General features: G+C 57.2%; 10 protein-coding genes. 5 read left to right on the forward strand and 5 right to left on the reverse strand.

Annotated elements, in window-relative coordinates:
• Positions 1 to 87: 87 nt before the first annotated feature.
• On the reverse strand, positions 88 to 885 hold the full coding sequence (locus AC2CF9_RS05615) for an SGNH/GDSL hydrolase family protein (protein ID WP_484556455.1): 798 nt from the start codon (positions 883 to 885) through the stop codon (positions 88 to 90).
• A gap of 576 nt (positions 886 to 1461) precedes the next feature.
• Here AC2CF9_RS05615 and AC2CF9_RS05620 point away from each other — a divergent pair.
• From AC2CF9_RS05620 to AC2CF9_RS05630, 3 genes are all read left to right on the forward strand, one after another.
• A complete protein-coding gene (locus AC2CF9_RS05620) occupies positions 1462 to 2589 on the forward strand; it encodes an acyltransferase family protein (RefSeq protein ID WP_484556456.1) in 1128 nt (375 codons plus the stop codon).
• A 220-nt stretch (positions 2590 to 2809) separates the two neighbouring features.
• On the forward strand, positions 2810 to 4792 hold the full coding sequence (locus tag AC2CF9_RS05625; protein WP_484556457.1) for an autotransporter outer membrane beta-barrel domain-containing protein: 1983 nt from the start codon (positions 2810 to 2812) through the stop codon (positions 4790 to 4792).
• A gap of 115 nt (positions 4793 to 4907) precedes the next feature.
• Complete coding sequence (locus AC2CF9_RS05630; protein ID WP_150017169.1) at positions 4908 to 5438, forward strand: DUF2058 domain-containing protein; 531 nt, start codon at positions 4908 to 4910, stop codon at positions 5436 to 5438.
• A 12-nt stretch (positions 5439 to 5450) separates the two neighbouring features.
• On the opposite strand, the gene AC2CF9_RS05635 is transcribed toward AC2CF9_RS05630, so the two are convergent.
• On the reverse strand, positions 5451 to 6137 hold the full coding sequence (locus tag AC2CF9_RS05635; RefSeq protein WP_484556458.1) for an RluA family pseudouridine synthase: 687 nt from the start codon (positions 6135 to 6137) through the stop codon (positions 5451 to 5453).
• 51 nt (positions 6138 to 6188) lie between these two features.
• Entirely contained in the window at positions 6189 to 7493 is a 1305-nt protein-coding gene (locus tag AC2CF9_RS05640; protein ID WP_484556637.1) for a glycoside hydrolase family 10-like protein, read from the reverse strand.
• Positions 7494 to 7632: 139 nt separating this feature from the next.
• Here AC2CF9_RS05640 and AC2CF9_RS05645 point away from each other — a divergent pair, with 139 nt between their 5' ends.
• Positions 7633 to 7953: a hypothetical protein gene (locus AC2CF9_RS05645; protein WP_484556459.1), complete on the forward strand. Its 321-nt coding sequence runs from the start codon at positions 7633 to 7635 to the stop codon at positions 7951 to 7953.
• Between the two features lie 29 nt (positions 7954 to 7982).
• On the opposite strand, the gene gabP is transcribed toward AC2CF9_RS05645, so the two are convergent.
• Together gabP and gabT are read right to left on the reverse strand one after the other, a co-directional pair.
• On the reverse strand, positions 7983 to 9377 hold the full coding sequence (gene gabP / locus AC2CF9_RS05650; RefSeq protein ID WP_150017165.1) for a GABA permease: 1395 nt from the start codon (positions 9375 to 9377) through the stop codon (positions 7983 to 7985).
• Between the two features lie 101 nt (positions 9378 to 9478).
• A complete protein-coding gene (gene gabT, locus AC2CF9_RS05655) occupies positions 9479 to 10735 on the reverse strand; it encodes a 4-aminobutyrate--2-oxoglutarate transaminase (protein ID WP_150017164.1) in 1257 nt (418 codons plus the stop codon).
• Between the two features lie 109 nt (positions 10736 to 10844).
• On the opposite strand from gabT, the gene pdxR reads away from it, so the two are divergent.
• Positions 10845 to 12359, forward strand: coding sequence for a MocR-like pyridoxine biosynthesis transcription factor PdxR (gene pdxR / locus AC2CF9_RS05660; protein ID WP_484556460.1), 1515 nt, complete (start codon positions 10845 to 10847; stop codon positions 12357 to 12359).
• Positions 12360 to 12393 lie beyond the last annotated feature (34 nt).

A 12393-nucleotide genomic window follows, 5' to 3' on the forward strand; every position in this document is an offset into this window, starting at 1 on the left:
CATTCCATTCGGTACGAAGCGGTAGCGCTACAATAGCCGAAAGCCGGATGAAAAAAATGCCCTTTCTGCGTCATTGCTGCCTGAAACTCAGCGTCGTGCGACCTGCTGCGCCTCATTGCCTGACTTACCGGCCGCCGCAAGCTCATTATTGAAATGTGCGGTCAGTACGGAGTAGGTCTCCTCAGCTTTCATACGATAGAGCTGTTCAGAGGGATGGATACAGTCAGGTGACATCAGCGACTGCCACTCTTTCATTTGCAGAATACGCTGATACTGGCGTGCCAGCGGCAGCGACTCGGCGCGCGCCAGTGCGTCCAGCTTCGTGACATAAGGCGCAACGTTCCACTTTTTTGCCCCGCCACAAATCGGGTGCGGCTCCTGTAACACCACCTGTTTACCCTCTTCACGGGCAATCGCGATCAGCTCCGTCATCACTTTAGTATATTGATCCGGGCTGACGATATATTTCGCTTCGGTATCTTTGAAATGAAAGTGTCGCGCATCGTTAGTTGCGAAGTTCAGCAGGATTATTTTAGCGGGGGAACGCTGCATCTCTTCACGCCAGCTTTTATTCTTTTTATAAAAGTATTTCGGGTGCAGCAAATCCATTGCCTGCGCTGAGGCCGCGCCCTTATTCACTACGCGGATGCCCGGACCATATTTTTCGCCAAGCCATTTATTTATCAGGGCAATCTCATTGTCTCTAATGTTGATGTTATGTTGCTTGCCATTCTCTCTGACTGCCATTGCGCCCAGCGTACTTGAACCACCGTAAGCTTCAATAATAAAGTTATTACTGGTATCAGGCGTCTCTGCCCATGCAGTATTTTGCAGGATAAATCCGATAACCAATAATGAAGCAAAACGAATCAGTGAATAAGGCATAACAAATTTCCCGTCTGGTGAGGCTCAATAATATTTAATGGATCGGATAATTAAAGCGTGAAATGTAACCATAACAGCTGTGATGCAGGTCATACAATCTTAAAGCATCCGGGAAAAAGCAAAATCAGGTTAATTCTTAAACCCTGGTAATCACGCTGAGAAATTATCTGCTTAATCATAAGGATGTACAAAACGCCTGCAGAATAGAGTGGACCTGATTTTCGGAGAGGAGGAGTGGCCTGTTCTGCCGCTTCAGGATAACCATGCTAAACATTTTTATAATTTTTCGGCTGTCAGGTTCTGATGCCGGAAAAGCGCTCACGCCAGCAGGGCTGCGATTATACGCCAGGAAATTTGCTTGCCAGCGCGGCACCCAGCTTGTTCAAGGCATTAACTCCCTAACACTTTCAAACAGATAACGCTGCTTTACTGAACAGGTCCGTAAAAAAGTTACAACTTTTACATAATAGCGAAATTCCTAATCGTTAGTCACAGGAATGTATACAGAATTTTCTGGTATTACCCTGTCCATGATTCCCCTATATTCCGCTCACTATCCCTATCAAGGTATGCGATGTGAAAACACAATCCTTTTTGTCCAGCCGAAATATCGGTCTGGACCTGCTGCGTGCCGGGCTAATTCTGGAAGGTGTCTTGTTACATGCCTCAAGAAGTTTGCCCGGCGAGAATCCCTGGTATTATACGGCTCAGCGCGATCCTGCTGAGATATTTACTGCGCTGTTGAGCATGTTTCATACCTTCAGGATGGAAGTCTTTTTCTTTTTATCAGGGATGTTTTCCGCCCTCATTATTCTCCGTAAAGGACAGCAGTTTTTTAACGAGAACCGTCGCAAGCGCGTATTTATTCCGCTTGTTTCAGCCTATCTGTTTATTCCGCCGCTGATGTATTTTATCTCCGGACAGATAAATGATCGCCCTTACTCAGCGGAAGGCTGGCTGAACAGCTACACCATGATGCATCACCTGTGGTTTCTGGTATCGCTGAGCATTATGTCGCTGGTCGTACCCGGCAGTTTTTATCAGTGGAGCGCGCGCCAGCTGGGCAAACTCTCACTGCCTGCGCTTATCGCGCTATTAGTTGTGCTGGGTAACGCCTGTTTTGTACTGAAATTCCTGGTAAAAGGGCGAGGCGAATTTATCGAGCTAATCCCGATTACGGCGCGCTTCCTGGTCTACTATACGGCGGGTTATGCGCTCTATATCAATCGCGAGAAGATTGCGCATTACGCAAGCAGTAAGCTGATGAATAACTGGCTGATCGCCGCGCTGGTGGCTGCCGTCTGGGCGGGCTGCTACTACGTTGCGCATAATCATATCGGCGGCGTGGTGAAGTATGTGCCGGTGATGATGGGCAGCGTGCTTTCCGCGATGCTCTCTTACTGGATGGTGTTCACCTTCGAAAAAATCCAGGTTAAAGAGAATCGCATACTGACCGCTATCGTAGATTCCGCACTGATCATCTATCTGCTGCACTATCCGGTGGTGATTGCATTCTCCTGGCTTATTGATGACTGGCTGCCTGCCAACTATGCCGTTCTGTATGTGCTGATTGACTGTGCTATCGGCATCGGCCTGAGCGCCGTCTGCTACTGGTTTATCAAGCGTTCACGCGTTGCCTCTTTCATGTTTGGCCTGAAGCCAAAAGCGAAGAAGGTGCCGGTGCCGCTCGAAGCCCGCATGTAATCCATTTCGCCCGTCAGCACACCTGCTGGCGGGCGCTGCTTTATATCGCCCTGAACCCGATTATTCTGACGGATACCGCAAATCCCCGGTCACAATCTGGTAAATGCCTCTCTGAATGTCTACACCTTTTCTGCAATACCACGGCGCCTGCGGATGAGCCGCATGCCTGGTTCGCCCGTCTCGTCGCCAGCGTGGCGATGGGGTATTTCAGGAGTCCGATATGCATCATTCCCGTTTTACGCCCCTGGCGCTTGCCGGCGCCATTGCTGCCACTCTCGTTGCCTCTGCGCCTGCTTACGCCTGGAATAGCCTGACTGTATTTGGCGATAGCCTGAGCGATGGCGGCAATGTCGGTCGCTTTACATATGATGGTGCGCAGCATCCCCTGTATGACGAAATTCTGGCAGCAGACGCTGGCCTGTCACTGCGTCCTTCATCGCAGGGCGGGAGTAACTATGCTCAGGGTGGCGCCGTGACCGTTCCGGCGCTTAACCCGGCGTTTAATACGCAGGATCAGCTTGCGCGCTGGCTGCAGCGTAACAACGGCCGCGCGGAGCGCAATGGCCTCTATATTTACTGGGCAGGCGCCAATGACATTGCGGCGGCGGTACTGGCAAATCCGCTGACTGCGCCACAGACCGTTGCTGCCAGCGCCAGCGCGGCGGCGGCACAGATCAGAACACTGCTGGATGCAGGTGCCGGTACGGTAATCGTGCCGAATGTGCCGCAGCTCGGCACAACCCCGCTGATGATTGAGACCGTGCTGCAGCTGACAGGCCCCCTGGGAGATTCAGCGCTGCAGGCGGCGTTTCAGTCGCTGAACGCAACGCCTGTGCTGAGTCAGGCTGCCCGCGAGCAGGTAATTCAGACCGCATTCAGCCGCGCGGCGGGAGAAGTCTCTGCGATCCCTGCCGTACGCGATGCGCTGGCGCAGCAGCTATTCGCGCTCTGGCAGGTGCTGAGTGAGCAGGTGACGGCACTCTCTGATGGATTTAACCAGCAGGAGGAAGCGGGGCTGGCTGCGCTCAAAGGCAATATCGTGCGTGCTGATATCGCTGGCCTGCTCAGCGAAGTGATCGCTGACCCCGCGCGGTATGGTTTGAGCAACACCATCGGTATGGCCTGCCCGCCAGGCACGTCCGCCGCACAGTGTACCTCCGCCACGCCAGGCTTCAGCGAGGCGCAGCGCTTTCTGTTTGCTGACCGGCTGCACCCCTCACCGGCGGTACATGCGATGATTGCCGATTATATCCGTTCGATTCTCGATGCACCGGCGCTGGTCTCATCGCTCACCGCAGCGCCGGCAGGCGCGGCCCGTGATATGCAAAATACGCTGGAGGGGCATCTGCAGCAGCAGCGTCAGCAGGCGCAGAGTGCCGGTGAGTTCAGCCTGTTTGGTGGCTACGCCGGGCAGCATGCTGACTATCGCCGCAGCGATCTGCTCACGGGTGATGCCACGCAGGCCAGTCTGACGCTGGGTATGGGGTATCAGCTGACTGATAGCTGGCAGGCGGGTCTGCTGCTGTCACGCAGCGACCAGCGCCAGCATCCCGACGATCGTTACTCATTTAAGATGCGCGGCAATCTGGTGGCGCTTTACAGCCAGCTTACGCTGTCTGAGCAGGGCTGGATCAACGCAGACGTGCACTATGGCGATCTCAGTTATGACGCTATCGAGCGCCGTATTCCAATCGGGCCGGCCACCCGTACAGAACAGGGAAGCAGCAGCGGTAAACTGCTGGGTTTTCGCGTGCAGAGCGGCTGGGACTTCCCGCTAACCGCACATCTCTCTACCGGTCCGGTTGTGCGCTATGCGCTCGATTACGCGCGCGCCGGTGGCTACCGTGAAAACGGAGAGAGCAGCACCGCAATGCGTTTTTTCGATCAGACCCGGCATACCCAGACCGGCGCAGCCGGCTGGCGTATCGACACCGCGCGGTGGCCCGTCAATCCCTGGGCGGAGATCAGCTACAACCGCCAGTTTGGTGACGCTGAGAGCAGCGTGCGTGGTGGACTGAAATCAACGCGCACGGCGTTTACCCGCACGGTGAGCAATGGCGATGATAGCTGGCTGGAGGCGGCAGCGGGTGCATCGGTGCCGCTGACTGACGCCGTCAGCGCGTTTACCGGCGTTTCTGCGATCGGCGGTAACAGCGATCGGCGGCAGATAACATGGAATATAGGCATTAATGCCGCGTTTTAATCGGTGAGATTGCCGGCTGCTGCAGATATCCGCTCACGCGGATGCGGGTGGTCGGTACAGCCCGGTGAATAACAGGTATAATCCGGCAGATTAGCCAACAGATTCAGGATCGGACATGACCAAACTTACTCTTCAGGAGCAGATGCTCAAAGCCGGATTAGTCTCCAGCAAAAAAATGGAAAAGGTGCAGCGCACGGCCAAAAAGTCACGCGTGCAGGCGCGCGAAGCGAAACAGGCCGTTGAAGAGAATAAAAAAGCGCAGCTTGCGCGTGATAAGCAGCTTAATGACCAGCAGCGTCAGGCAGTGCTGGAAAAAGAGTATAAGGCGCAGGTAAAGCAGCTCATTGAGATGAACCGCATCACCATTGGCCGGGGTGATATCGATTTTAATTTCACCGACAACAATCTGATCAAAAAAATTACCGTTGATAAAACGACGCAGACGCAGCTTATCAACGGACGTCTGGCCATTGCCCGGCTGGTTACAGAGAAAAGCGACTACGCCATTATTCCGGCCAGCGTGGCGGATAAAATTGCGCAGCGCGACGCCAGCGCGATTGTGCTGAACAGCGCGCTGAGTCAGGAAGCGCAGGATGAGGACGATCCGTACGCTGATTTTAAAGTGCCGGATGATCTGATGTGGTAAGCGATCTGGCGTTCAGAACGGGGCCGGTAGCTGCAGATGCAGCGGCTGCTGGCTGACCGGGTGAACAAACCGGATCGCACTGGCGTGCAGCATCAGACGCGGCGCCTCTTCTGTTCCCGGCAACTGCCGGCCACCATAAAAGTCGCAGCCCAGAATCGGGTAACCCAGCAGCTGGCAGTGCAGACGCAGCTGATGGGTACGTCCGGTTTCGGGCATCAGCATCACCCGCGTCAGCGGCGGCCCTTCAGGCGGGCAAATGCGTGCAGTCACCTGATAACGCGAGCGCGCCGGTTTACCCTTCACCGGGCAGACTGACATCAGCGGAAAGTGCGCGGGATCCTTTGCAATCGGCGCATCTATCACGCCTGCGTCATCGGGCAGATGACCGCACAATAGCGCGGTATAGGTTTTTTCCACGCGGCGCGTACTGAACTGCGCGGAGAGCGCAGCGTTAATGGTTTTGTTCCGGGCGATGATCATCAGACCGGATGTGCCAAAGTCGAGCCGGTGCACCAGCGAACAGCCGGGATAGCGCTGCAGCAGCCGGTAATGCACCGAATCGCTATTCTGCGGGTTCTTACCGGAGAGGCTCAGCAGACCGGCGGGCTTACCTATCACCAGCAGGTGCTCATCCTGACAGACTACCGCGATCTGTTCATGGCACGGCGGTGCGATAAACGCATCAAATTCAGCAGACATAGCGCATCCAAATCGGGCTAACGGGCGCTGATGATAGCGGATTGATGCGGGTCAGTCGCGGCTTTTCCAGCGATCCTGCAGATAGCGCACGGCCTCCTGCGTCTGCGGCTGCGACAGATACCCTTCCCGGAAGAGAATGGTGCCATCCACATCCGGCAGCGACTCATTCAGCTCAATCTGCTTTTGCAGTTCGGGGACTCCATTCTGACGCGTCCAGTCGGGCTCCATTTTAGAGGCCACGCCCACTTTATAGAGCGCAACGCCAATGTAGAGCTGCACCGGCGTCGGACGGACCACGTCTGCCCACCAGCGGGTCAGCACGTCATAGCGCGCTGCTGCGCGGGCAAACGGCCAGTATAGCTGCGGCGCGATATAATCCAGCAGACCACGCTGAACCCAGAGGCGCGTATCGGCGTAGGCCTCGTCGTAAGCGGCCGCCCCGCGCGTATCGGAACCCGCCGGGTCGTGAGAGAGATTGCGCCATACTCCAGCCGGGCTGACGCCAAACGCCACGCCGGGCCGCACTTTTTTAATCGTGCGTGAAACCTGCTCAATCAGCTGTAGCGTGTTATTGCGCCGCCAGTCAGCTTTAGAGGTAAAACCGGCGCCATATTGCCGAAAAGTCGTGCTGTCATTCAGAGGAGAGGCCGCGGTTTCCGTGTAGAAATAGTCGTCAAACTGCACGCCATCCACGGCGTAGTGCGCAACAACTTCAGCCACGATGCTGGTGATCCAGTCGCGAGCGGCGGGAATACCCGGGTCCAGTACCAGCCGGTCGCTGGCAGTGCGGATCCAGTCAGGATGCAGCACATAGACGCTGGCAGGCTGCTGCGCCAGCGTACGCTGTAATTCTCGCAGGGTGCCGGGTTTGACGTTAGTCGAGACGCGGTAGGGGTTAAACCAGGCGTGCACTTTTATGCCACGCTGATGGGCTTCTTTCAGCAGAAACGCCAGCGGATCGTAGCCGGGATACTCACCGATATGGCCGGTCAGCGTATCGGACCACGGCAGGATCTTTGAGGACCAGAGGGCGGTACCGTCAGGCTTGACCTGGAAAAACACCGTGTTGATTCCGAGCTGTTTTACCTGGTCCAGTTTTGCGATGAGCGACGCCTGCTGCAGACGCACACGCTCTGCAGGTGCAGCCGTCACCGATGTCACCGGCGGCCAGTCGAGGCGCGAAACGGTGGTGAGCCATACGCCGCGCATCGGCACGCGCCGGGCGTCCGGAGTAGGCGTTACCGGCGGCTTCGCCGCGGGCGGCAGCGGCAGCGGCGTCACCAGCGACTTCGGTGGAGTGCCGGCACAGCCTGCCAGTAGCAGCGCCAGCGCGGCGGTGCGCAGCAGCGCTGTCAGATGAAAACGCGATAAACAGGCTATGGTAAACTCCCTTTATAAACGGCTAAAACTGGCGCTGCCATTGTCAGGGCATGCGGCAGAAAGTCAACCTTAACGGGTGGTGCAGTGTCGCCATCTACACGCGGGAATAAAAAATATGCAATATGAAGATCTCTATCGCCGCATCGGACAGATTATTTACAGCTGCGGACCTGAGAACGCACGTCAGCTGACGGTACAGGCTGAGCTGTTTGCTGATGAGGAGGGGGGACAGTATCAGTTTAACTATCTGGATGAGCAGGGCGAACCTGACTGGTTTGAACCTGATGCGCGTGCCGTAGGCGACCTGACGGAAGCACTGAAAGCGTTTCAGCGCTATTTCATCGAGCATGAGCTGTCACCGGGCCAGCCCGTCTGGACGCACTGCGTGGTGAAAATTGATGTGCCGGAGTCAGCCATCAGCATTGACGTGTACTGAAACCGGGCATCCCTGCCCGGCACTGTAACTCAGGAACGAACGGCGACCATTCTGGCGTGGCGGCGTGCCGCGCGTTTGCGGTGTACCAGCCGGCTGGCAGCCAGCACCAGCAGCGTCAGAATAGCGGTTGCGATGATCTCCGGGCGATGCTGCTGATTAAACAGCATGGAGCCCAGCACGCCGATGATAAACACAATGGTTGCCCAGGTGAGTCCCGGGAAGAGCCACATGCGGTAGCTCAGGACTTCACCACGCGCCTCGCGCTTTTTACGCAGCACCAGGTGAGAAGCTGCAATAACCAGATAGACCAGCAGCGCAATGGCTCCGGAGCTGGCCAGCAGGAACTCAAAAACGGCGCTGGGTGCCACGTAGTTGGCAAATACCGCCAGAAACGCCGCTGCGGTTGAGAGCAATACCGCGACCCACGGCGTACCGCTGCGCGTGGTGCGTGATGCGGCCGCGGGGGCATCCTGACGGCGCGACAGCGAAAACAGCATACGCGAGGCGGTATAGAGCGCAGAGTTCAGGCAGCTGCAGACGGCAATCAGTACCACAATATCGACAATCAGACGCGCGTGCGGGATGTTCATCATCTCCATAGCGGTCTGATAAGAACCATTCTTCATTAGCGCCGGACTGTTCCACGGCACCAGCGAAATCACTAGGAAAATCGACAGCAGATAAAACAGCGCGATACGCCAGATCACGGAGTTGGTCGCCTGGGTGATCTGCTTTTTCGGTTCACGCGACTCCGCCGCGGCAATGGTGACAATTTCCGTGCCCATGAAAGAGAACATGGTGGTCAGAATAGCCGCCAGTACGGCGCTGACACCGTTTGGCATAAAGCCTTTGGTATCCCAGAGATGTGAGATCCCCTGCGTGTTGCTGCCGGGCAGCAGGCCAAATACTGCCAGGCTACCGGCCACCAGGAAGCCGACGATCGCCACTACCTTCAGCAGGGCAAACCAGAACTCAAACTCGCCATAGTTTTTCACGCTGAACAGATTGCTGACGGTCAGAAACGCCGTAATCGCCAGGGTATATTCCCAGACGTCCACCTGCGGAAACCAGCCGTGCAGAATAGTGCCGGCGGCGTTAGCTTCAAGCGGGATCACCAGCACCCAGAACCACCAGTAGAGCCAGCCGATGGTAAAACCGGCCCAGCGCCCCAGCGATTTATCAGCATAGGTGGAAAAAGAGCCGGAATCAGGCGAGGCGACGGCCATTTCAGCCAGCATGCGCATAATCAGCACCACCAGCGTACCGGCGGCAATATAGGCGAGCAGCACTGCCGGTCCCGCTTCGGCGATGGCGTGACCGGATCCGACAAACAGGCCGGCCCCGATAACGCCGGCAATAGATAGCATCCTCACGTGGCGCGGCTTCAGGCCTGGTGCCAGTACGTCGGCATTCTGAGCAGTCATAGTTTTTTCTCCGAATCGTCTCTCAGGCGACGCATAGCGCCGCCTGGCGTGAAGGTGGACAAGTCAGGCCTGCAGCGGACAGGCCTGAGGTGCAGCGCGGTTTAACGCTGCGGAGCGAGCAGACCGCCGAGAATATCGAGCGCCTGACGGAACTGCGCGTCCGGAATCGTCAGCGGATAGAGGAAGCGGATGACGTTGCCCTGCGGTCCGCAGGTCAGCAGCAGCAGCCCCTGCGCCATCGCCTGTTGCTGCAGTGCCTGCGCACTCTGCGCATCAGCAAACTCCACGGCCACCATGGAACCCAGCGCGCGGATATCGGTAATAGCAGGCTGCGTGGCGCGTACTCCCTGCAGAAATTCGGTCAGCGCGGCGCCAAGCTGAACGGAGCGTTCGCAGAGCTGCTCTTCAGCGATAACATCCAGCACCGCGTGCGCCGCTGCAATAGAGAGAGGGTTACCGGCATAGGTACCCCCCAGGCCGCCGGGGCCGGGCGCATCCATAATTTCTGCTCGCCCGCTGACGGCAGAGAGCGGCATACCGCCGGCGAGGCTTTTTGCCATGGTGATGAGGTCAGGCTCCACGTCATAGTGTTCCATGGCAAAGATTTTTCCGGTGCGGCCAAATCCGCTTTGTACTTCATCAGCAATCAGCAGGATGCCGTGCCGATCGGCCAGTGCGCGCAGCTGGGTCATAAATTCAGGGGGGGCGATATGGAAGCCACCTTCACCCTGTACCGGCTCCAGCACGATCGCGGCCACATCCTGCGGGGCGATATCCTGTGTAAAGAGGTCATCCAGACTTGCCAGCGCATCCGCTGTCGTGATGCCGGTGACGCTGTTTGGATAACGGGCGTGGAATACGGAGGCGGGCATCGGGCCAAAGTCGCGCTTATAGGGAGCCACTTTGCCGGTCATCGCCATGGTCATAAAGGTGCGGCCATGAAACGCATTGCCGAAGGTAATGATACCGTGACGCCGCGTGGCGGCGCGCGCAACCTTAACGGCATTCTCTACCGCTTCAGCACCGGTGCTGAAAAACGCGGTTTTCACTTTACCGGCGATAGGCACCAGATCGTTGATGCGTTCCGCCAGCGCAACATAGTTCTCATAAGGCGTGACCTGGAAAGCGGTATGGGTAAACTTCTCTAACTGATCTTTGATGGCCTGCACGACGCGCGGATGACGATGGCCGGTGTTCAGAACCGCGATACCGCCAGCAAAGTCGATCCAGCTATTACCTTCAGTGTCGCGCAGCGTGGCGTTCTCCGCCTGCTCAACAAACCACGGACACAGGTTGCCGGTGCCGCGTGGCAGGGCGTCATCTTTACGTTGTTGCAGCTGGCTGTTTTTACCTTCCATAACCTTTCCTTAGCGATAAGCTTCTTTACAAATCACGACAAACACGCTTATTTATGCCTGCAGCGGCACAGGTTGCCAGAGCCAATTTAACGAAAAAGGATGGAGCCAATTGCGGAGTTTGTATGCCGATCATGTTCTGGAACGTCTGCAATTTGTTGCAGAGGGCACGCTGCAGCAGCGCCTGCTTATCTGCATGCAGCAGGCGATTGCTGAAGGTATTTTCCCGCGCGCCTCGCGCCTGCCCGCCACGCGCGATCTGGCGCGCGAGCTGGGGGTGTCGCGTAATACGGTGCTGAACGTTTATGAAAATCTCATCGCGCAGGGTTACGTCACGGCGCGTACCGGCAGCGGCACCTGGATTGCTGAAACGCTGCCGGAGGGGTGTCTGAACAGCCCGCAGCGCGTTTCTGAGCCTGCTGCCGTGCTGACAAAACCCGCTGCGCTGTCGCGACGGGGTGCAACCCTGCTCGGCCATGCCAACGCCTCGCCGTGGCAGTGGGGCGCATTTGTTCCGGGCGCCCCCGATGTGCGTCAGTTTCCGCATAAGCTGTTCAGTCAGATCCAGGCGCGGCTGAACCGCGATCCGGAGATAGAGCGGCTAATCTACAGCAGCAGCGGAGGCTGTCCGCAGCTGCGTCAGGCGCTGGCAGAGTATCTCAGCGTGGCGCGTTCGGTTCGGGCGGACGCCGACCAGATCATTATTACCGAGGGGGTACATCAGGCGGTGGATCTGGTGACGCGCGTGCTGTGCGACGCGGGCGATCCGGTCTGGATCGAGGAGCCGGGCTACTGGGGAACGCGTAATTTGCTGCGTATTAACGGCCTTAAAATTCAGGCGAAAGCGGTGGATGAGCAGGGCATCATTCCCGATCTGACGCCGCGCAGTAAACCGCCAAAAATGATATTTGTGACACCGTCACATCAGTATCCACTGGGCGTGCATCTTAGCCTGGAGCGCCGCAGGCAGCTGCTTGATTTAGCGCGGAAACATAAAAGCTGGCTGGTAGAAGATGACTACGACAGTGAGTTTCGTTTTTCCGGACAGCCGTTTCCGTCGCTGCAGGGTTTTGAAGCGGATGCGCCGGTTATCTACATGGGTACGTTCTCTAAAACGCTCTATCCGGCGCTGCGGCTGGGCTATCTGGTCGTGCCCAAAACGCTGGCACAGCCGCTGCGGCTGGCGGCGGCGGAGCTGTACCGGGGCGGTCACCTGCTGATCCAGCGCGCGCTGGCAGAGTTTATTCAAAAAGGGCATTACATGGCGCATATCCGCCGCATGCGCAAGCTTTACAGCCAGCGGCGACAGTTTCTGACCGGGCTTATTACCCGCTATCTTGGGGAGGCGTTTATGCCTGCGGTGAACTATCAGGCGGGTCTGCATCTGGTACTGCCGCTGCCGCAGGGGTGTGATGACGTGGCGATAGCTGCGCTGGCGCTCAGGCGCGGCGTGAAGGTGCGGGCGCTGTCGCAATATTACATGCACCCGCAGGAGAAACGCGGTTTACTGCTGGGATATGCCTGCGTTGACGAGCGTCAGTGTCAGGATGCGTTTGGCGCGCTGAGAGGCTGCCTGCTGGAGGCGGGGGTGATAGCACGTGGCAGCGGCACGGAAAATCCGGCATAAAAAAAGCCGGCAACCCGTGAAGGTTGCCGGCCTG

The sequence above is a fragment of the Pantoea sp. SYBGC1 genome (genome assembly GCF_057197005.1).

Excerpts from the sequence above, each read along its gene's own strand:
- AC2CF9_RS05615 (WP_484556455.1), bottom strand. The coding sequence starts at position 885 with ATGCCTTATTCACTGATTCGTTTTGCTTCATTATTGGTTATCGGATTT.
- AC2CF9_RS05635 (WP_484556458.1), bottom strand. The coding sequence starts at position 6,137 with ATGTCTGCTGAATTTGATGCGTTTATCGCACCGCCGTGCCATGAACAG.
- AC2CF9_RS05645 (WP_484556459.1), top strand. The coding sequence starts at position 7,633 with ATGCAATATGAAGATCTCTATCGCCGCATCGGACAGATTATTTACAGC.
- gabT (WP_150017164.1), bottom strand. The coding sequence starts at position 10,735 with ATGGAAGGTAAAAACAGCCAGCTGCAACAACGTAAAGATGACGCCCTG.
- AC2CF9_RS05630 (WP_150017169.1), top strand. The coding sequence starts at position 4,908 with ATGACCAAACTTACTCTTCAGGAGCAGATGCTCAAAGCCGGATTAGTC.
- gabP (WP_150017165.1), bottom strand. The coding sequence starts at position 9,377 with ATGACTGCTCAGAATGCCGACGTACTGGCACCAGGCCTGAAGCCGCGC.
- AC2CF9_RS05625 (WP_484556457.1), top strand. The coding sequence starts at position 2,810 with ATGCATCATTCCCGTTTTACGCCCCTGGCGCTTGCCGGCGCCATTGCT.